The following is a 19,940-nucleotide window of genomic DNA, read 5'->3' as shown; positions in this document are numbered from 1 at the left end:
TTTTAGTCCAAGAATGAAATTGAAACTGCTTCTATTATAAGTAACTGATTCCAAAAAATGCTTCGGTAAGCTTGGTAGGCTTGCCTAAATGGTACCCCTGCCCATACGTGATTCCATAGTCCTTTAATATGGGCAGCAATGCTTCTTGGTCAACGAACTCGGCAATGGTTTGCTTACCAAAGCCTTTGGCTATATCCGCAATAGCGCGAACGATAACGCGGCTGTCAGGGCTAATTAACAAACTGCGAATAAAAGAGCCGTCTATCTTAATGTAATCAACGGGTAACTGCCCAAGGTAGTGAAAACTACTAAAACCAACACCAAAGTCATCCAGAGCGGTGCGGCACCCTAGGCTGCGCACGGCTTGTAATACACCGCGTGCAGCAGAGAAATCGGTAACCGCTGCAGTCTCTGTCACTTCCAGTATCAAATGGTGAGGGTCAGCGCCGCTGGCGGTTATTTCCTCGGCTAAATATTGCTTTAGCCCCTCATCATGTAAGGACTGGCCGGAAAGGTTAACTGCAAACGTAATGCCTCGATCCTGCAGTTGGCTGAGTGCTTTTAAACTGTGCCGTACTACCCGGCGATCAATCAACACGATTTGGCCGCTCTGTTCGGCGATAGGAATAAAGTTTGCGGGAGAAACCAGGCTGCCATCTGCGTTGCGCATTCGCAGCAGTACTTCGTAATGTTTTATGTCTTGATCTTCTAGCCTAATGATAGGTTGAACCATTAGCTCAAAGCTGTCTTCTTCCAGCGCACTGCGTATCCGCTCAACCCAGTAAACGCGATCCTGCAGCTCATCTTTGGCATTTTCAGCTTTAGAAAGAAGGTGCCAGTGCTGAAGGCCACTCTCCTTCGCTTTGTACATAGCCACATCGGCGCTCGCCATTAGATCGGCAGGCGTATTGCCATGGGTGGGGAACAGCGCAATACCAATACTCGCCGTGACCCGATGCCGCCGCTCTCCGACTACAAAGCCGATACCGTCTAGCAGCTGAACGATATATTGCGCGACGGTTACTGCTTGGTCGGCATTGGTATCTTCGAGTAGCAGCGAAAATTCGTCCCCCCCTAAGCGGGCGATGACGCCACGGCGGCCTAGCTTATGGAACAGTGTATCGGCCACTTCACGCAACAGTTTGTCGCCCACGTGGTGGCCGCTCAGCTCGTTAACCTCCTTGAACTGATCCAAGTCCAGCAGCAGTACCGCCCCTTTTGCAGTGGCAGAGCGTTCAATGGCGATTTGCAGCGCATGTTGGAAGTAGCGCCGGTTGTACAGCTCGGTCAGCGGGTCTCGCTCGGCAAGCCAGGTTAGCCGAGCTTCGGGGGCCTTGCGTTCGGTGATATCAAGGCCAACGGAAATGTGCGATACCGGTTCCTCGTTACCTGTATGCAAAGGCGCATGATACCAAGCGATAGTGTGGAGATGATGATCGGGAGTTCGCAGCGTTTTCTCTTCTTGTTGAGGTAAGGCAATTGCATTCGCTGTGGTAAAGACGCCAGTCTCGAAGACATCTACAAAATTGCGCCCAAGCAGGGAAGCCTCCTTTATCCCCAACATCAATTGAGTGTACTCATTGACTAGACTGATGCGTCCTGTGCTGTCTTGGGCAACGATAAATACTTGGGCGGTATCCAGTAAGCTATTGACGAAATCACGCTCTTGGGCCAGTTCATCAATACGCTCAGCTAATTGGCTGCCGCGCTCTTGTACTTCGCTTTCCAATCTTTCGAGTTGATGAGAAAGCTCAAGCGTGGTGACTTCGAGTATATCTATCTCGTCTGCAATGCGATGGCGATGATTGGGAAGGGCGGAGCGTATATCGCTAAATTGCCCACTCGCCAGTATGGGTAGCAAGCCTGCGACTCTACGCAGCCGTGCCATGGGGCCAAGCAGTATGACGAGCAGTAGTAATTCAGCGGCAATCCAGCCAAGCACACCAACGAACAATAGGGTGCGTGTATCGTTATGGATGGCATTAATTTGGCTGGTAATATCCGATATCAGTAGGAAGTAACCATTATCGTTGCGCTCGCTGCTCTCTATCATGCGTGCAGCGCTAAGCTCCAAATGCCTGCCAGTATGCCCAAAGTGTAACGGTGCCTCTATCAAACGCTCCACTGGCGCGGTTTCTGCTGCCCGCTGCAACGGCGCTAGGCTTTGTTTTTCACTGGTCAGTGCGAGCAGATACCCATTCCATGCTTTCAATTGTCGTTGAGCCGTTACATTACGGCCTTCACTGTCTTCAGCAGCGCCTGTGACCAGTAACGCGATTTCGCTGCCAGAGACTTCTTTCGCCTGCCGAGTGACATCCGCTAATGAGCGGGACAGGACGACCATGCCGACACTTTCGCCATCTACCAGTACCGGCACTGCAGCAAATTGTTGGCAACTAGCGGCACAGCGAAGCGTGGTTAGTGGCCGTTCGGTATTCATGACTCGTTGCACCCAACTGAGTATGGGTAGCTGCGCTTCTGAATTACCGGAGCCCCATGTGCCCAAGACTTGGCCACGCGTATTAATGATTAGGATTTCATCGATTCCCGCCTCAAGCTGGAGTGCAGGCCACTGGGAATCCAGCGCTTGCTCCACATCAATAGTATTACCTGCTTGTAAAGGTGGGCCTAAGCTTGCTGAAGCAGCGGTCAATCCGGCTAATTGACGTAAATTCTCGGAGGAACGCGTTAACGCTAAATGAATTTCACGCTGTTGACGTTCATGGTGTTGGCTTCGGCTTTCCTGAAACTGGCGGGTGAGATTTTCGTGACCCAGCCAAGTAAATAGGCTAACTAATGCTAAAAGCAGTAAGCTACTCAACGCGATAACACGCCAAGTCAGGCTAAGGCGCTGAGGGGTTCGAAAAAGGGCGGGTGTTTTCATCGCGATAGCATCCTAGCCAGAATCGAGTAACCCATCAAAAACGCAGTGATAACTGGAACAACCACATGTTCCAGCGTCGGCTGGTGGCTGATGAATCCGGGTTATCCTGAAGGGGCAGCCAGCCAGTACCATCCACATGATGATATTCGCCTGCCAGCATTACCTGAGGGTGCGGCGTCCATTGCAAACCAAAGGTTAAATCATCTGCATACTGAGAGTGAGCAGGCCCCAGGCCATTAGCCTCAAAGGCTTTACCTGACGCATCATCACGGTTACTGACCAAACTGTCATAACGGATTAGCCACTGCCAATCGTCATAAAAGCGCCGCGTATACTGCACATACCAACTTTCACCGGTCGTATCAAAATTTAAAGCCGGTTGATTGAAGTTTTTTAACCCTGAGTGGCGCAGTGCATACTCAGCCGTTAGACTCCAGAGTTCTTGATTATACTGCAACGAAAATACCCAGGGCCTAAAGTAAAAGTCTCCATCACTCACGCTGGGGGAATGGGTATCTATTTGGGATCTGACATGGGCATGGCTTAGAGCCGCAACAATACGTCCTGCATCATGCTCATAGCGTACTTGTGCAATGCCAGATTGCTGTGGATCGAAAGAGCCCCGGATACGATGCAACTGAAGCGTCTGGTTTAAGCCACCGTCAGCCTGGGGTATCCCTAAACCAAGCTGACCTCTTATAACGCCGTTATCCAATCGCTCTTCCAGGTAGAACGTTAGTCCATCCCCTGTTAGAGCTAGTGAACGGGTGCGGTCAAAATAAAGTGATTGGGGTAACAGTATGCTAGGGCGTGTAAATGCTACATCGCGCGTTTGATTGTAGAACCCAAACGGATTTTTAATTCTGCCTAGCTGAATACCAAAGGTGCGCTGCTGGTCGGAAACTATTTGGTAATCAATAAGGCCATAGTCAAGCTCTGGATAAGCATCACTACTTTCGCCACCTGCACGGCGGCTTAGCATTTGTGCGGCAAGTAACACATCCTGATGAGGGCGTAATGAAACGTTGAGACCGATTTCGGTGAACTCGAAACTACCTTCATCTTGGCTGCTGGGGCCAAAAAAGTCGTTATCATCAGTAACGACTAACGCCTGACTAAGAAAGCCATGCATCTGCAGAGTATCCCTAACGTTTTCATCGCTACGGGCTTGGGTAGAAGCTCCTAATATAACAACGCCTAACAGAGCGGCAACAGCACGGTATTCACTCCATTGAGATAACTTGGATACTATCATCCAGATACTCCCTTTCTAGGTAGCCAATGGCGCCGGGTGTCGTGGCAACGTGCTCGCGCATCTCTGCCTGATCAGCGACGCGGTCAGGGGCTTGGCCGGTTCCCGAGAAGACCATGCGATCCCAGGCTAACTGAAGCTGGTGCGGATATACCGCTAATTGCTCTTTGGTGAAGCGAGCATGTACGGGATCACTGTTATTTAAAACGAAGACCCTGACAGCTTGGCCATCCGGCCATGTGCGTTGACGCATCGCAAAAATCGCGCGGGTAGTATCACGATTCAACCAGCGGGTGGAGACGTCAGGATGGGCGACTAAAAAAAGAGGGGTCTCCCGAGCGATGGCATTTGTGCAGGTGAAAGTGAACATCACCAGCAAAACGAGGGTGACCACTGCCAGTAACGGCAATCGCATTAGAGCACCGCTCAAAACAGGTGGAGGCATGGGCGGTATCTTACTGGTTGATTGATGAACGCCAGGTTCATGCACGATGCAGTTCTATATTGGACTTTATCTGTGTATGAGTTGATGACGCGTTCTCCCTCGCAGTCTATCGGCATTGCTTTTTATCTTCAGTGTCCTTTGATTAGCTAAGGGATAAGCACCAAAAAACTGTGCCGTAACGATACGGCATATACACAAACACTACATCAATTTAAAAAAAATAACAGGTAGTTATGTTGAAGAAGAGTGAGGGCTCTTGGTGGCAGTTGTTTTTTAATTTTTGTTCATTTAATTTTGTCAATTTAGATTGACTTATGCTTCGCGGCGCTCATGAGAGCTTGAGCTTAATGGTTAAGCGTCTGTGCGATACACATTTCATTAAGGCTATTTGAAAATTCTCCTCTGCCATCCTAAAAGGATCATCCGCCATGTTCACCGGCCTGAGTGCATTTCCGCTAACCCCCATGAACGAACAGGGCGTTCAAGAGTGTGAGTTTATTCGCTTAGTGAAGCACTTGGCCGCGGCAGGTGTGGACTCCATTGGTGTGCTGGGGTCGACCGGCAACTACGCCTATTTAAGCGTTGAAGAGCGCGCCCGCGTGGCTAACCTCAGTGTCGAAAACGCCGGGGGCGTGCCTGTTGTCGTAGGCATAGGCGCATTGCGTACTCGCGATGTGCTGGTTAATGCGGAACGTGCCCAGCAAGCCGGTGCCAGTGGGCTGTTATTGGCACCGGTGTCCTATCAAAAGCTGACCGACGATGAAGTGTACGACCTCTATGCTACCGTCAGCCGTTCATTGAGTGTTCCGCTATGCGTGTATGACAATCCTGGCACCACCCATTTTGATTTCAGCGATGAGCTGCACGGGCGTATTGCTCAATTGCCACAGGTGCGCTCTATCAAGATCCCGCCAGTAGTGAATGATATCGAGAAAGCGCGCGAGCGTGTGGCGCGGCTGCGCGCACTCATTCCTTCAGAGGTCACCATTGGTATCAGTGGGGATCCGGCCGCCGCTACAGGGCTAAGCGCTGGCTGTGATGCGTGGTACTCCGTTATTGGCGGGCTCTATCCCCACACAGCACTGGCGCTGACCCGGGCTGCTCAAGCGGGAGATACCCAGCAGGTTAATGCGCTTTCCAGTGCGCTTGAGCCGTTATGGGCGCTTTATCGTGAATATGGTGGCAGCTTGCGGGTAGCGGCCACCATTGCAGAAGTAACTGGCAAGGTCAGCCAACCCTGCTTGCCTCAACCGCTTAAAGCACTACAAGGAGATGGCCGTAAACGAGTGGAACAGGTAGTGGCACAGCTCGACCTGGCCACTGACTTCAGGGCGTAAAGCGATTCACCAAAAACGCCCAGCCAGGCTGGGCGTACGGAGTGCTTATAAGCGGCTTACTCTATGAGTTCGAGCAGACGATCAGGATAGTTGGTGAAAAGACCGTTGATGCCCATTTCCATCAAACGCTCCATTTCATCAGCTTCATTGATGGTGTAGACATGTACCGGCAGGCCGTTGTCGTTCGCCTGACGGATGAAGTCAGCGTCAATCACTTCCTCGCCTTCGTAAATGAAATTGGTGCCCAAACCGACCGCGTAATCCGCCACTGCCTGGAAGTCCTCATCGGTGATCTCTTCTGGCCCCGGCGTCACGTCCGTCCACTCCACCAATCGGCCATTTTTTTCTTCGCTGGGGTAATACCAGACGAGTTGAATAAGCGGGATGTTCTCGTTTAATTCGTGCACTTTCAGCAAACTATTTTGCTCAAACGATTGCACCAGAACGCGACCACTCTCGATCAAGTCGTGCTCTTCCAGTAACGCTACCAACGCTTCTTCCAGGCCTGGGTTCAACTGCGGCGACTTGGTTTCTATGTAGTAGCGTGCATCGTGCCCAAAGTGCTCCAATAACTCCTCAAGGGTAAGTATCTGAGCACCTTCAAAGGCCGTGTCGGCACTGTCAGGGTATTGCTCGTTGAACCACGTGCCGGTATCCAGAGCTTTGAGTTCTTTCAGCGTATAATTATTGATCTCGCCTTCGCCGTCACTGGTGCGACCAATGGTGTCATCATGAAACACCACCACCTCACCGTCCGAAGTGATTTGAGCGTCGAGTTCCAAGTAATCGACGCCCCACTCATGGGCCAGTTCATAGGCCGCCATCGTACTTTCCGGCGCATGGCCGCTGGCACCGCGGTGGGCAATGATCTGGAATGACTGCAGATCTTTTAGCTGCTGTTCCAGCGGTGTGGACTCCGCCAGCGCATTGGTGGCAGCACAACCGAAAAGGCCCAGGGTTATTGACGTAACCAGTAAACGGCGTTGCATGGGAATTCCTTAATTGAATGTTCGTTCAATAAGCGTACATCCCCTGAAGCGTTAACGCCAAAAGAGGGAAACTGTTCAGTGTTTACTCAAAAGTAACGGGATAGACCAATACTCGCTTCGTTAGCGGAATAGTCATGCTGAAATTCAAACCGCATGTCCCACTCAGTGGATAGGGCAAAACGATGCTGTAATTGCCACTCTGTTCGTTGGCGATCGCTGTAACCCATATTACTGCGATGTGATAACTGAATGTGGGTGCGTTGGCTTGGTGACCAACTACTCACTACGCCCGCCTTCACCATCGGTACCGCCATGCCATCATAATGCCGCTGTGTTCGCAATTGCGCACCTGCTAAAAAATAAGGTAAATGTGACCCCAATGACCATGATTTACCGGCTAGCACATTAGCAACACCATCAAAGCAGCGCCGACAACTTAGCCGGTTCCTCTCAATGCCCGCAGATATTTGCCATGCCGTTTGTGGCAGGGTAGGGAGCGCTATGGCATTAGTATGTAAATTGGTAACGTTAAAAAGATCCAAGCGGTTTAACGATACGCCTTGATCATCGGCATTAATTTCTACAGTAGTAATTTCAACAGCCGAATTGGGCATACGAGCTTGATTGGTATCGAGCAAATCGTACTGAAGAGGTCGAAACCTTAGACGAGTGCTATTAGTAGAGTGGCTGTTATGAACCCCACTGAAACCTATCAATGAGGGCGCTGCTACTTCATGTATTGCAGGCGATGTTTCATAGTTCACTTCGGCATGGCCGGTAGGAAGGCGTAACCGTGCTTGAAGCAGTTGACGCTCTATTTCCGGCAATTGCTCTGTGTCGCCTGTTTGGCGCAAAAAAGAGGCATGACTAAGCAGCGTATCCAAGACGTCACTACGCTGCACTGCTGATAACTCAGAAAACGACTGCGCCTCCATTCTTAAATCATTTTCGGAAGGCCATACGGCGTTTGCTGCACGTTGCTGATCACTATTTAGGGCATTGAAAGAGCGTTGGGTAATAAGCCTTCTTGAAGGTATTTGGCGCGTTTTGACTAATAAAGGGCTGTCATGGTGCGTGGTGTTGCTCAAAGCCCTTAATAGATCCTCAGGCGCTACCCATGGCGAAAAGCCAGGTGTAAGGTCATTCTCTACGACCAGCTCCAGTGTTCTAGCAATTCGGGAGGCACAGTTTTGCGATAAAAATAAGTACTCGTAGTCTTTGCCAATAATCTCAAATAAGTGGGCGGTTAATAGGGATACTTCTTCCTCTGTAAAGCCTAATTGGTAATGCCATAAGTCGCGCATCTCTCGTTCAGAATAAAGCGTGGTATTGCGATAGAACGAAGCATTTGAAAACTGCGCGTCGTAGCCGCCCAAAAGGCCCTTCGCCATGTAGGTAATCAACCCTTCGTCATTGGGTACATCAGCACCAAAATTTAAGCTGGTATCTAGCAGATACTGCGCATTAGATGATGAGCTTTGCGTTTCTGGCACGGAAGAGTGAAGCATTACATGGCCAAAAAATGAGGCTGGATTACCCAGATAGCCCGTTGCAAACATCAAGCCTATTTCAGAGCCCTGATGCTGTTCTTGCCATTCATTAAATTCGGAGCAATTAGTGTCGGGCCACTGCTCACCAGTTTTAGCTGACAACCACATTGCTCGTGCAGGGAAGCGGCAACTTGCGTGGCTGCCAGATGCCTCAGGTGGCTTGCGTAAGGCGGCAAGCGTCGCAACGAGTTCCGCCTGGGGGTCATAACGTCCATTTTCGGCAAGGAAAAAAGCGCTGTCGATAACGGCACTTCTAGGGGGAGAGAAGGGAGTTTTACGGTCAAAGTGCAGCAGTGATAGCCACTGTGAGTCTTGAGAAAGGGTCGCGACATTTGCGTGAACAAAGGTGGACGATAGTGAGCAAAATAAAAGAATCGTCAGCCAAAGCCGCCGCATGCGAAATATATCCTTTAGAAAGCGAAGTGGGCTGACTGGGCCAGCCTACGTATGGCATTAGCTAGCTGAACAGTTGGCAGCCGCTTGATTTAAGCTAGTGTAAAAGCTGTAGGCTTTGTCATTATGGCTCATAGAGGAGTAGCTAGAGTCGGCGCTTACAGCACTCAAGTCGCTACGTAGCTGAGAAATGCTAGTAGCATCGCCAGCGTCACAACCTACCAGTCCGAGTGCAGCGGCTAAGTGGTTACCTTCTCCCATGGCTGCTTCCATCGCGAGTTGGTCGTACGTCTCATCGATGAACTGAGCTACTTTGATCTCTTCGCCTTCACAAGAACCAGGTGAAATAGTTGCTGAAGTCACGGCAGTGGTGCCTGAGTCCCAAATAACGTTTGAGATCGCTGCAGCGGTAGTGTTGTCATCAAAAATAGCAGCGCCGATGCCGCAATGTTGCCACGGATTGATTTCGCCTTGATGATCATTAGCAAAAGTGGTCGCGCTTAATGTAAGTGCAGTTGTCGCACCTAACAGTGCAATAGAGGCGGTAATAGAACGTTTCAACATGAGATTCCCTAATGATTTTTTTGTCGGTTAGAATTTTTATCTAGAGGTACCGACAAGCCTCAAGATTTGTACATACGTTTGAGGCGAGCTGCTCACTAAATATTCTTAATTTTACCATTATTTCCATGCTTTTTTTGTAAGTTATAACTGACAGCTTTGTAAGCAATTACTTACGTTCTTGTAGGTTATTGCTTACAGGGTGGGCGTAATAACTAATAGATTTCTTGCTGCAAAGCGTAAATGCAAAAAATTGCTAGTCGGTCGTTTTCATAAAAGACCTGCTAGGCTCTGAAGGAGCCCAGTGTATTTAAAACCCAGTCCCGCGACTCAACAACGATGGAAATAAACCCATGATCCATACAGAGCATCATCGCTCTCACCGGTCTGGCTGGTTGCGCGCTGCAGTGCTAGGCGCCAATGACGGCATTGTGTCTACCAGTAGCCTCATCCTCGGTGTTGCAGCGGCCAGCACCGCGCAGAGTGAGATCATGCTGGCAGGCGTTGCTGGCTTGGTGGCTGGCGCCATGTCGATGGCGGCGGGGGAGTATGTATCGGTCAGCTCGCAAGCCGATACTGAGCACGCCGACCTGAATATTGAACGCAAAGCATTGGCAGAGCATTACGAACTAGAGCAGGAAGAGCTCGCTGCTATTTATGAATCCCGAGGCTTAACGCCTGAGCTGGCGCGGCAGGTTGCCGAACAATTAATGACCAACGACGCCCTTGGCGCACATGCGCGCGACGAGATTGGCATTACCGACACCAGCCAAGCGCGACCCTTGCAAGCTGCGCTTTCATCGGCGGCCACTTTCACCACGGGTGCGCTGTTGCCGCTTTTGGTCGCCTGGTGGGCGCCACCATCAATATTGATTCCATTGGTAGCGCTGTTTTCATTGCTTTTTTTGGCTATGTTGGGTGCCATCGCTGCTCGAGTAGGTGGCGCGCCGATGTTAAAAGCTGCCGCAAGAGTGATGTTTTGGGGCAGCCTCGCGATGGCGCTAACCTCCGCAATAGGGCGAGTGTTTGGGGTTGTAGCGTAAGGGGAATACCACCAAGTAGAGTTTGACCTATCGGGAGAGCGGCCTGCTCATTGCCTTGAAATCCTGCCTGGGTGCCTGCACCCAAAGTAAATAGGTAATTCATAAGGAGCTGTTATGACAACGTTAGTGATTGGCGCGAATGGACAGATTGGCAAACAGTTTTGCGAGCTGGCCCAGAAAGCAGGCACGCCTATCAAGGCGATGATCCGCAGTGACGAGCAGGCAGCCTGGTTCAAAGAGCACGGCATCGATACCGTGGTGGCTGATTTAGAAGGCGAATTTGAGCACGCTTTTGACGGCTGCGACCAAGTGGTCTTTACGGCGGGTTCAGGGCCTCACACCGGGCCAGATAAAACGCTAATGATTGATCTTTTTGGCGCCATTCGGACCGCCGATATCGCCAAGGAAAAAGGTCTCTCCCGCTACATCATGATTAGCGCCATGCGTGCAGAAAAACCACTAGAGGCGCCCGAGAAAATGCGCCCCTACATGGCCGCGAAGTTCGCTGCTGATGCCCACCTTCGTAATAGCGGTATGCCCTACGTCATTCTCAAGCCTGGGCGTTTGACCGACGAAACTGCCAGCCAGCAGTTTGCCAGCTCACTGGAGGAGGCAGGCGACAACCAAATCTCCCGCGCTAATGTGGCCCATGCGCTACTTCACACTGTGCAAAAGCCCGATTTAGTAAACCAAGAGTATCTGCTGCTGGATGGCAAACGTTCGATTGGCGAGATCATTCAGTAGCCAGGCCCAAGCCGCTCCTTACGCATTCACCCCCTTCATGCCTTCCGGTGTATAGCGCTCGCCGATGACCGGAAGGTGTGCAGTGGCCGCTTCGAGCTGTTGCTGCTCATCATCGGTTAGGGTGATGGACGCAGCTGCTGCATTCTCTTCAAGGTAGCGCAACCGTTTGGTGCCCGGGATCGGTACGATGTTGTCGCTTTTGGAAAGTAGCCAAGCCAGCGAGAGCTGCGCAGGGGTGCAGCCTTTGAGTGCTGCCATGTCACCAATCACCTCCGCGATTCGGCGGTTAGTGTCCATGGCCTGTTCAGAGAAGCGGGGCAGGTTAGAACGAAAATCACCTTCTCCGAAATCAGCGTTCTCTTGAAACCTGCCCGTTAAAAACCCTCGACCGAGAGGAGAGTAGGGCACAAAGCCGATACCGAGCTCCTTGCAGGTGGGCAGTACCGCTTGCTCTACGTCCCGCGTCCAGAGCGAGTATTCGGTTTGAACCGCCGTCACCGGGTGCACGGCGTGTGCGCGGCGCAGGGTCTCGTCGCTAACCTCGCAGAGGCCAATGTGGGCAATTTTTCCCTCTTTCACCAGTTGCGCCAAGCCCTCCATGGTCTCCTCAATAGGCGTTTCCGGATTAACGCGATGGACGTAGTAGAGATCGATTTGTTCGATGCCCAGCCGCTTCAGCGACGCCTCGCAAGCTTGGCGGGCATACTGGGCGCTGCTATCCAGGCGACGCTGATACTCACCAGGGTTGCGAACAATGCCAAATTTTGTGGCAATACGTACGTTTGGCTTATGGCTGGCAAGAAAACGGCCAATCAGCTCCTCGTTATGGTGTGGCCCGTACATATCCGCCGTGTCAAAAAAGTCGATTCCCAGCTCCACCGCCCGAGCCAACACCTGAAGCGACTCGCTATCGTCTCGGGGGCCGTAGAACTCGCTCATTCCCATGCAGCCTAAGCCAATGGCAGAGAGGGTCAGGTCGGTGCCGAGTGTACGTTTTTGCATGCGATGTCTCCTGTTATGACTCACGAAACCATGGCCCACCAAGAGAGCGTGAGCCGTTATCGAGCGCTTGTTGAAACGCGCAATAACAGCGTGGCACTATCCAATAATGAAAAAAATGAACGAGTTCGGTAAGCCGTTTTCCAATATTGAAAACCAGATGCCCCGCGGATGGGTCTGGGATGACACTCGCATTTTTCTGGCGGTGGCCCGCCACGGCACTTTGAGCGGCGCGGCAGCGGAACTCCATCTCGGTATCGCGACGCTCTCCCGGCGTATTGAGCGATTGGAAAAAGCCTTAAAGCTGCCGTTGTTTGTTCGTCAGCAGTCGGGATATCAGCTTACTGAAGAAGGGGCCGGGCTAATCGAAAAAGCCGAAGCGCTGGAAGCCGCCGCAGCGGCCTTTTCCAGCGGGGGCGCACTCGCTACGCAGCTGAGCGGCAGGGTGCGTTTGGCCACCGCTGAAAACCTGGCCACGTCGTTGATTCTGCCTGCATTGCCACAATTTTATGATCAGTACCCCGGTATCAGGCTTGAGCTGGTGACCGATATCACCACCGTCAATCTGCACCGTCGTGACGCTGACTTGGCGCTTAGAATGGTCAAGCCCGAGCGGGGCAATGTCACTCTTCGGCGCCTTGGCTCGCTAGGGTTTGGGCTTTATGCGAGCTCCGATTATGAGGCCCAGCGTGAGGCTCACCGCGATGCTGGCGATTACGACACCGATGCCTTTATTACCTGGGGAGACATGCAAGCGCACCTGCCTGCCGCCCAGTGGGTTGAGCGGGTTCTGCAAGGGCGGGAACCGGCGCTAACCACCACCTCGTTGGCGACCCAGCTAGCGGCGGCGAAAGCGGGGCTGGGGATAGCGGTATTGCCACATTTTCTGGCCAGGGAGGCCGGGCTTGTCTGTGTCGCTACGGATATTGGCGTAGATCAGCCCATCTATCTCGTTATCCAGACGGATCTTACCCAGTCAGGCCGCATTCGGGCCGTGGCAGACTTTCTGGCTGAAATGGTGGCCAATAACCGCGAACGCTTGAGTGGGTGATAGAGTCTCTAAGTCTCCACTTTTTTATCCTATAGGCCACCCATGACACCTACTGATATTGGCAGCGCCTACGATCAGATCGCTCACCTTTGGCAAAGCGAAAAATTCAATCTCGCTAACGGGATAGAGGCTCACAGAAGGGCGCTTTCGTTTGTGAAAAATCGGGGCAGGGCGCTGGATATCGGTTGCGGCTGTACCGGCCGCTTTATCGACTTCTTGCAACAAGAAGGTTTTACGCCTGAAGGCGTGGATATATCCGATGAAATGTTACGTTTGGCGAAGCAGAAGCACCCTGACGTGACCTTTCACCACCAGGATATTTGCCAGTGGCAGTCGCCGGAAAAATACGACTTTATCACCGCCTGGGACAGCATTTGGCATATTCCGCTAGCGCAGCAGGAAAGCGTGATGACCAAGCTTATCGGAAGCCTGAATAAGGGTGGGGTACTGATCTTCTCTTTCGGCGGTACCGACGAACCCGGTGAGCATACCGATAGTTTTATGGGGCCCGAGGTCTACTACTCTACGCTTGGTACCAGCGGCTTCTTGTCCCTGCTGATTACGCTAGGCGCGGTGTGCAGACATCTGGAGTACGACCAGTATCCGGAGTTGCATACTTATCTAATTGTACAGAAGCAACTATGAAAGGTTTCAGCAGTGTGCAGCCCCCAGCTCCCGCTTGAGCCACTCCGCCAGCGGCTCGCTGCGGCGGGGTTGAGTGAGAACGTTGGTTTGGCCGGGTAACCACAGGCACAGACGCGCAGGGGTTTGGATACTTCCCCAGGGGGCCACCAGCCTGCCACTCCTCAGGTCGTCTTCCACCAATAGCCGCGGCGCGATGGCGATACCCAAGCCCGCCACTGCCGCTTCCATCAAGTAATAAAGGTGATCGAACCCCTGGCCTTTGCTTAGCGCCGTTTCAAGCTGTGCCAGTTCTAGCCCTTTGGCAGTGGCCCACTGCGGCCACGCCTGGGGGCGGGAAGATGTATACAAGAGCTTATTGGCAAACAGCGATTCGGGCTTGGTCGCATCGCAATGGGCCGCCAGCTGTGGGCTTGCCACCGCACATATCTGCTCCGCCATCAGCTCGAATACTTCCACACCCGCAGGCCAGGGAGGCTCGGCAAACGCTAGGGTGGCGCTGGCATCCGTTTGCGTACCCGGCTGTTCGCTTTCGCTCACCACGACTTTTAGCTTGAGCTCAGGCAACTCGCGGTGCAAGCGATCCAGGCGGGGAATCAACCAGCGTGCTAGCAGGCTGCCAGGGCAGGCGAGAGTGAAGGGGGCTTCTTCCACATCACGTTTGAGCGCTGCGCAACTATCCTTGAGACGGTCGAACGCCTCTCCCACACCGGTTTGCAGCTTTTCACCATATGGCGTAAGCGCTATGCCTCGGCCCGCTTTGGCAAAAAGTGCGACACCAAAATGGTCATCCAGGCTCTTTAACTGGCGGCTGACCGCGCCGTGAGTCACGCTTAGCTCATCGGCAGCAGCGGTCACGCTACCCAAACGGGCGGTGGCTTCAAAGGCGCGCAAGGCGCTAAGCGGGGGCATGCTGTGTTGCATGGAGTATCCTGCTGACAGTTGACTTAATCTCACATGTTGCTGACATCTTATCGATTTTTATCACCGCCTGCCTGCGCTATCTTCATCACAATCTTAAATTGCTCCGCTCAATCGCATTCAGAGGTCGTGATGAATAAACCAATGGATTTATCTTCAAGCTTGCCGGATGCCAACGGCCTATTTGGCAGCTTCGGTGGCCGCTTTGTCGCCGAAACCCTAATGCCGCTAATTCTAGAGCTGCAAGACGAATACACCATTGCCAAGAGCGACCCTGAGTTTCAGCGCCAGCTTGCCTATTTCCAGGGCGACTATGTAGGTCGCCCCAGCCCGCTCTACTTTGCTGAGCGCCTCACCGAGCACTTTGGCGGTGCGAGTATTTACTTGAAGCGCGAAGAGCTGAATCACACCGGCGCGCACAAGATCAACAACTGCATCGGTCAGGTATTGTTGGCCAAGCAGATGGGCAAAAAACGCATCATCGCGGAAACCGGTGCAGGCATGCACGGCGTTGCCACCGCGACCGTTGCGGCGCGCTTTGGTTTGCCTTGTGTCATCTACATGGGCGCCACCGACATCGAGCGTCAGCAACCCAATGTATTCCGCATGAAGCTGCTGGGCGCGGAAGTGATTCCCGTTACCTCTGGCACCGGTACGCTAAAAGATGCCATGAACGAAGCGCTGCGTGACTGGGTAACGAATGTCGACGACACTTTTTACATCATTGGCACCGTGGCGGGACCACACCCGTACCCGGCCATGGTGCGCGATTTCCAGGCCGTGATCGGCCATGAAACCCGCGCCCAAATGCTGGAAAAGAAAGGTCGCCTGCCAGATTCGCTGGTGGCCTGCATTGGTGGCGGTTCAAACGCCTTGGGGCTGTTTCACCCCTTCCTTGATGACCTCGACGTGAAGATGATTGGCGTAGAAGCGGGTGGCAAGGGCGTGAAAAGCGGCCTGCATGCAGCCAGCCTGAACGGCGGCACCCCTGGCGTGCTGCACGGCAATCGCACCTACTTGCTGCAAAACGAAGATGGCCAGATTATCGACGCCCACTCGATTTCCGCCGGGTTGGACTACCCCGGCATCGGGCCAGAGCACGCCTGGTTGTACGAGCAAGGGCGGGTCGAGTACGTCTCTGCCACGGATGACGAAGCGCTGGAAGCGTTCCAGATTTGCTGTCAACAGGAGGGCATTATCCCCGCCCTAGAGACCGCCCATGCCCTGGCCGAAGTCGCCAAGCGCGCCCCCAACCTGCCACGCGAGCACTTAATGGTGGTCAACCTTAGCGGGCGTGGTGACAAAGACATGATGAGTGTAGCCCATCACCTGGGTGAAAAATTCGGGGTTAAACAGCTATGAGCGCGACACAGGAGAACGTCATGACCCATACCTCTCGTCTTGAAAACTGCTTTGCCGCCATTAAGCAGCAAAACCGCCCGGCGCTGGTGAGTTACCTTACCGCTGGCGATCCGGACGCCGACACCTCCCGTCGCCTGTTGCATGGGCTGCCAAAAGCGGGGGTGGATATCATCGAACTCGGCATGCCGTTCAGCGACCCCATGGCCGATGGCCCCGCCATTCAGAAAGCCGCGTTGCGTGCCTTGAATAACGGCCAGACCCAAGCCAAAACGCTGGAAATGGTGCGCCGCTTCCGCGAAGAAGACAGCACCACGCCCATTGTGCTGATGGGCTACTACAACCCCATTTTCTGCTACGGCGTCGAGCGCTTCTTGACCGATGCCGCTAAGGCCGGGGTAGATGGCCTGATTGTCGTGGACTTGCCTCCAGAACATGACGAAGAGCTCTGTACGCCAGCGGCCCAGCACGGCATTGATTTTATTCGCCTGGCCACGCCGACTACCGATGCCAAGCGCCTGCCCAAAGTGCTGGCCAACGCCTCGGGGTTTATCTACTACGTTTCCGTGGCGGGCGTCACCGGCGGCAGTGCGCCCACGCCAGAGCGGTTGGAAGGCGCAGTAAATCAACTGCGCGCACACACCGAACTACCCATTGCCGTGGGCTTTGGTATTCGTACCGCCGAGCAGGCCGCCGCCATCGGCCGTTATAGCGATGCCGTGGTGGTCGGTTCTGCGTTGGTCGACTGTATTGAACACGCCAATACGCCCGATGAAGCCGTAGAGCGTGTGCATGGCCTAGTCAGTGAACTGGCAGAAAGCGTCAGGGCGTGTCGGGAAGTGAGTGAACCGCAAGCCTGCTGATAAAAGGTAAGTAAAGAGCGAGTTGTTGTGAGACAGGTATAAAAGCAGGCCATCGCGCCTGCTTTTTATTATTCATCTCTTGCCACTTTTCAAATTGCTTATTTAAATTTTGGTTTATAACTATCATTTTTTAAGTTTATGGCTTCTTTCGGTACTCCGCTTGGTAATCACCGTTATTCCAACTAGGGTCAATAGGGTTTTACACGAGCTGACGCATTTCCCTATTGCATGCTCTATCAGGGATAGCACGCGCGTTTTAGGCCATGCGCCCAGAATGGATTCACGACGATTACTTATGGGGGATTACTATGAAGCCTGACAACACGTTTGACCCGACGCGCCGTCAAGTGGTGGGCGGCCTTGCTACTGGTATGGCGGCGGCTATGGCCGCTCCCGCATTCGCCCAGTCATCTTCGACATCGCCATCCGGTGGTGCAGGTAATACCTCAAACACCAATGACTCAGGAGGCACGTTAAACCAAATGCAGGATCCCAAAAGCAAGTACCCCAAACCGCCCTTTTAACGCCAGCCGCTAGAGTGGCCTGGGCTTGCCAGTGACATGACACCGCGCCCAGACCACGGCGAACAGAGTTATCGCGGCAGTGGTCGTTTAACCGGAAGAAGGGCACTGATTACCGGTGGAGATTCCGGCATTGGCCGTGCGGCCGCTATTGCCTATGCGCGTGAAGGCGCTGATGTGGCGATTAACTACCTGCCCGCGGAAGAGTCAGACGCGCGCGAAGTCATTGAGCTTATTGAAGCCGAAGGGCGTGCCGCGGCGGCTATTCCAGGTGATATCCGTGATGCATCGTTTTGTAGCGAGTTAGTGGAAAAGGCCGTTGAGCAATTAGGCGGGTTAGATATTTTGGTCAATAACGCTGGTCGCCAGCAGTGGCAGCCGTCGATTATGGATATTAGCCATGAAGCCTTCGACGACACCATGAAGACCAACCTCTACGCCATGTATTGGATCACCCAAGCAGCAATACCCCACATGGAGCCTGGGTCAGTGATCATTAATACCACCTCAGTGGTAGCCTACGATCCGCCTAAAATCCTACTCGATTACTCCATGACCAAAGCGGCCATCGTCGCGTTCACCAAAGCGCTGGCGAAGCAGCTGGCCGAGCAAGGCATTCGTGTCAACGGCGTCGCGCCCGGCCCGTTCTGGACCCCGCTTCAGCCCAGTGGTGGCCAGCCACAAGACGCCGTGGAAACGTTTGGCGAAAGCACGCCGCTTGGTCGCCCCGGCCAGCCGGTAGAGTTGGCCGGTACTTATGTACTGCTGGCCTCGCCAGAATCCAGCTACACCACCGGCAATATACACGGCGCGGGCGGTGGCGCTGGCGATCCCTAAGCTTTTCTAGCGGGTTTTTACTAATCTGTTTTTACTACCCTGCTTTTTTCGGGCCTGACCTTCAACGATTCAGGCCATTGCAGTGGTTGCTCGGTTCTTGGAAGAGAATCGAGCAACCAATTCTCTCCGTCTCAAGAATATTTGATAGCGTGGATTCCGTGCTATCGTGCTTTATGCTCGTAAACTTAAAAGACAAAGTGGAGCAGTTAGAACACGACGATATAGTCAGCATTCAAGCTGTGTCGCATGGGCAGGAAATAGCTTAAATATATTCGATATAAAACAGAACTTATCAATGGTGACGCCGCCTATTAATGGCAGGCAATAACCATTAAAGCGTTTACAAACTAGAGAGAAATAATGGGAAAGCTCCTTTCACTAATCGTAATAGTAGCGCTTGGCTACACTGGTATTTACTTCTATTACGGCGTGGTCGTTGAGCGGGAAATCCAAGAACAGCTGGATGACCGTGGCCTCTCCGCTGTTAGCATTGATAACGTTGAGTATGATGTGCTGGCGCCCGTTAGCACCTCAGCAGATATAGCTGTCACCGTCACTTATCGCGGCTCGCAAGCAACGCTGGATTTGACAGTACAGGGCCACCCCCTGTTTTCTGATGAAGTCACGGTCGAATTTGATGGTCTACAAGCACTACGGCTGGGCATCAGCTTCGGGCAGTAAAATGCAATAGCCTGCTAAACTGCCGAGTGGCGTGGGCAAACTTGATGAGTGTTTAAATCAGCGCTGGAACGGCCATTCTGTTAGCTCGTGTAAACATAAGGACGTGACATGCCGCATCACATCACTAACCGAAAACGCAGTTATAGAACATCGTTACCCAAAGATAGTTTTTTATGGGAAGGCCTGAATGCTTCAGCCTATATCGCGGGTGCCGCTGCCTTTGTGATAGGCAGTGTCTTCTTCCTGCCAGCCTTTGAAAAATACATGGCGGCAGGGGCCGGGCTGTTCATTTTGGGCTCGTTATTCTATCTAGCGGTGGCGGCAAACGATTGAATAGAAATCATCAGCTATTACCGCCGTCACCCCTCGCACGGCAAGAAGACCATGCTCGAGTTTATAATGTCGGCAGGCTATATCATCGGTAGTGTACTGTTCCTGATAGGCAGCGCCTTGTTTCTGCCCAGCGTGGGCTGGGAAAGAGGGGGCGCCTGGTGCTTTATCGTTGGCAGTGTTCTGTTTACGATTGGCGCGACGGTCAACGTGACGCAGATCACTCAGGCGGGAACCTTAGTGGTCTTGCAGCTACTCAATGCCGTTGCCATCTCGTTTGTCATCGGCTCCATCCTGTTTTTGGCCGCCTCGATTCCTTATCTCTGGCCGAGCTATCAGACACCGCTTGCCCATGCACTACACACCTACTTAGGTGCTCAGTTTATTTTCGCCAGCCTGCTGTTTCTCGCCGGAGGCGTCGTCAACTTCTACAGAGCCTATCGGGCTCACCAAGACCATCAAAAAAAACCAGACGTAAAGAACCAGTGCCTCACCGAATAAGGTTATTGAACACTGGTTTTAATGGCTAATCGTCAGT

General features: G+C 52.8%; 20 protein-coding genes and 1 pseudogene. 12 read left to right on the top strand and 9 right to left on the bottom strand.

Annotation, left to right across the window (positions count from 1 at the left end; translation table 11 throughout):
• Positions 1-34 precede the first annotated feature (34 nt).
• From ACWI0H_RS14895 to ACWI0H_RS14885, 3 genes are read right to left on the bottom strand one after another with little or no spacing between them, the layout of a single operon-like run.
• On the bottom strand, positions 35-2,884 hold the full coding sequence (locus tag ACWI0H_RS14895; RefSeq protein ID WP_485873828.1) for a bifunctional diguanylate cyclase/phosphodiesterase: 2,850 nt from the start codon (positions 2,882-2,884) through the stop codon (positions 35-37).
• A gap of 34 nt (positions 2,885-2,918) precedes the next feature.
• A complete protein-coding gene (locus ACWI0H_RS14890; RefSeq protein ID WP_485873827.1) occupies positions 2,919-4,139 on the bottom strand; it encodes a hypothetical protein in 1,221 nt (406 codons plus the stop codon).
• Complete coding sequence (locus tag ACWI0H_RS14885; protein ID WP_339934814.1) at positions 4,108-4,581, bottom strand: hypothetical protein; 474 nt, start codon at positions 4,579-4,581, stop codon at positions 4,108-4,110. The genes ACWI0H_RS14890 and ACWI0H_RS14885 overlap by 32 nt, the downstream gene beginning before the upstream one ends.
• Positions 4,582-5,009: 428 nt before the next feature.
• Between ACWI0H_RS14885 and ACWI0H_RS14880 the strand changes: the two genes are divergently transcribed.
• A complete protein-coding gene (locus ACWI0H_RS14880; RefSeq protein WP_485873826.1) occupies positions 5,010-5,918 on the top strand; it encodes a dihydrodipicolinate synthase family protein in 909 nt (302 codons plus the stop codon).
• A 56-nt stretch (positions 5,919-5,974) separates the two neighbouring features.
• Here ACWI0H_RS14880 and ACWI0H_RS14875 read toward each other — a convergent pair whose 3' ends face one another.
• The 4 genes and pseudogenes from ACWI0H_RS14875 to ACWI0H_RS14860 all read right to left on the bottom strand — a co-directional run bounded on the left by ACWI0H_RS14875 (position 5,975) and on the right by ACWI0H_RS14860 (position 9,414).
• Positions 5,975-6,907 (bottom strand): glycerophosphodiester phosphodiesterase family protein, encoded by a 933-nt coding sequence (locus tag ACWI0H_RS14875; RefSeq protein ID WP_485873825.1) that lies wholly within the window; start codon positions 6,905-6,907, stop codon positions 5,975-5,977.
• 86 nt (positions 6,908-6,993) lie between these two features.
• Entirely contained in the window at positions 6,994-8,559 is a 1,566-nt protein-coding gene (locus ACWI0H_RS14870) for an Lnb N-terminal periplasmic domain-containing protein (RefSeq protein WP_485876244.1), read from the bottom strand.
• Between the two features lie 3 nt (positions 8,560-8,562).
• A pseudogene (locus ACWI0H_RS14865) lies at positions 8,563-8,853 on the bottom strand (DUF7843 domain-containing protein); the annotation flags it as partial.
• Positions 8,854-8,910: 57 nt separating this feature from the next.
• On the bottom strand, positions 8,911-9,414 hold the full coding sequence (locus tag ACWI0H_RS14860; protein ID WP_176301966.1) for a DUF3015 family protein: 504 nt from the start codon (positions 9,412-9,414) through the stop codon (positions 8,911-8,913).
• Between the two features lie 350 nt (positions 9,415-9,764).
• Here ACWI0H_RS14860 and ACWI0H_RS14855 point away from each other — a divergent pair, with 350 nt between their 5' ends.
• Together ACWI0H_RS14855 and ACWI0H_RS14850 are read left to right on the top strand one after the other, a co-directional pair.
• Positions 9,765-10,454, top strand: coding sequence for a VIT1/CCC1 transporter family protein (locus tag ACWI0H_RS14855; RefSeq protein ID WP_339881922.1), 690 nt, complete (start codon positions 9,765-9,767; stop codon positions 10,452-10,454).
• Between the two features lie 114 nt (positions 10,455-10,568).
• Positions 10,569-11,198 carry an SDR family oxidoreductase gene (locus ACWI0H_RS14850; protein ID WP_485873824.1) on the top strand — a complete coding sequence of 210 codons (630 nt, stop codon included), beginning with the start codon at positions 10,569-10,571 and terminating at the stop codon, positions 11,196-11,198.
• Positions 11,199-11,216: 18 nt separating this feature from the next.
• Here ACWI0H_RS14850 and ACWI0H_RS14845 read toward each other — a convergent pair whose 3' ends face one another.
• A complete protein-coding gene (locus tag ACWI0H_RS14845; RefSeq protein ID WP_485873823.1) occupies positions 11,217-12,200 on the bottom strand; it encodes an aldo/keto reductase in 984 nt (327 codons plus the stop codon).
• Positions 12,201-12,306: 106 nt separating this feature from the next.
• Here ACWI0H_RS14845 and ACWI0H_RS14840 point away from each other — a divergent pair, with 106 nt between their 5' ends.
• Together ACWI0H_RS14840 and ACWI0H_RS14835 are read left to right on the top strand one after the other, a co-directional pair.
• Positions 12,307-13,248 carry a LysR family transcriptional regulator gene (locus ACWI0H_RS14840; RefSeq protein ID WP_485873822.1) on the top strand — a complete coding sequence of 314 codons (942 nt, stop codon included), beginning with the start codon at positions 12,307-12,309 and terminating at the stop codon, positions 13,246-13,248.
• Positions 13,249-13,290: 42 nt separating this feature from the next.
• On the top strand, positions 13,291-13,893 hold the full coding sequence (locus tag ACWI0H_RS14835) for a class I SAM-dependent methyltransferase (protein ID WP_485873821.1): 603 nt from the start codon (positions 13,291-13,293) through the stop codon (positions 13,891-13,893).
• Between the two features lie 6 nt (positions 13,894-13,899).
• On the opposite strand, the gene ACWI0H_RS14830 is transcribed toward ACWI0H_RS14835, so the two are convergent.
• Positions 13,900-14,814: a LysR family transcriptional regulator gene (locus ACWI0H_RS14830; RefSeq protein WP_485873820.1), complete on the bottom strand. Its 915-nt coding sequence runs from the start codon at positions 14,812-14,814 to the stop codon at positions 13,900-13,902.
• Positions 14,815-14,943: 129 nt separating this feature from the next.
• Between ACWI0H_RS14830 and trpB the strand changes: the two genes are divergently transcribed.
• From trpB to ACWI0H_RS14795, 7 genes are all read left to right on the top strand, one after another.
• A complete protein-coding gene (gene trpB / locus ACWI0H_RS14825) occupies positions 14,944-16,173 on the top strand; it encodes a tryptophan synthase subunit beta (RefSeq protein ID WP_485873819.1) in 1,230 nt (409 codons plus the stop codon).
• A gap of 20 nt (positions 16,174-16,193) precedes the next feature.
• Positions 16,194-17,033, top strand: coding sequence for a tryptophan synthase subunit alpha (trpA, locus tag ACWI0H_RS14820; protein ID WP_485873818.1), 840 nt, complete (start codon positions 16,194-16,196; stop codon positions 17,031-17,033).
• 308 nt (positions 17,034-17,341) lie between these two features.
• Entirely contained in the window at positions 17,342-17,557 is a 216-nt protein-coding gene (locus ACWI0H_RS14815) for a hypothetical protein (RefSeq protein WP_485873817.1), read from the top strand.
• Positions 17,558-17,593: 36 nt separating this feature from the next.
• A complete protein-coding gene (locus ACWI0H_RS14810) occupies positions 17,594-18,391 on the top strand; it encodes an SDR family oxidoreductase (RefSeq protein WP_485873816.1) in 798 nt (265 codons plus the stop codon).
• A 360-nt stretch (positions 18,392-18,751) separates the two neighbouring features.
• Complete coding sequence (locus tag ACWI0H_RS14805) at positions 18,752-19,072, top strand: hypothetical protein (protein WP_176301972.1); 321 nt, start codon at positions 18,752-18,754, stop codon at positions 19,070-19,072.
• Positions 19,073-19,180: 108 nt separating this feature from the next.
• Complete coding sequence (locus tag ACWI0H_RS14800; RefSeq protein WP_485873815.1) at positions 19,181-19,405, top strand: YrhK family protein; 225 nt, start codon at positions 19,181-19,183, stop codon at positions 19,403-19,405.
• A 51-nt stretch (positions 19,406-19,456) separates the two neighbouring features.
• Positions 19,457-19,903 carry a YrhK family protein gene (locus tag ACWI0H_RS14795; RefSeq protein WP_485873814.1) on the top strand — a complete coding sequence of 149 codons (447 nt, stop codon included), beginning with the start codon at positions 19,457-19,459 and terminating at the stop codon, positions 19,901-19,903.
• Positions 19,904-19,940 lie beyond the last annotated feature (37 nt).

This window comes from Halomonas sp. NYA30, assembly GCF_976980765.1.
The sequence above is the reverse complement of the archived record's forward strand: the minus strand, read 5'-3'. Positions and strand labels throughout refer to the sequence as shown.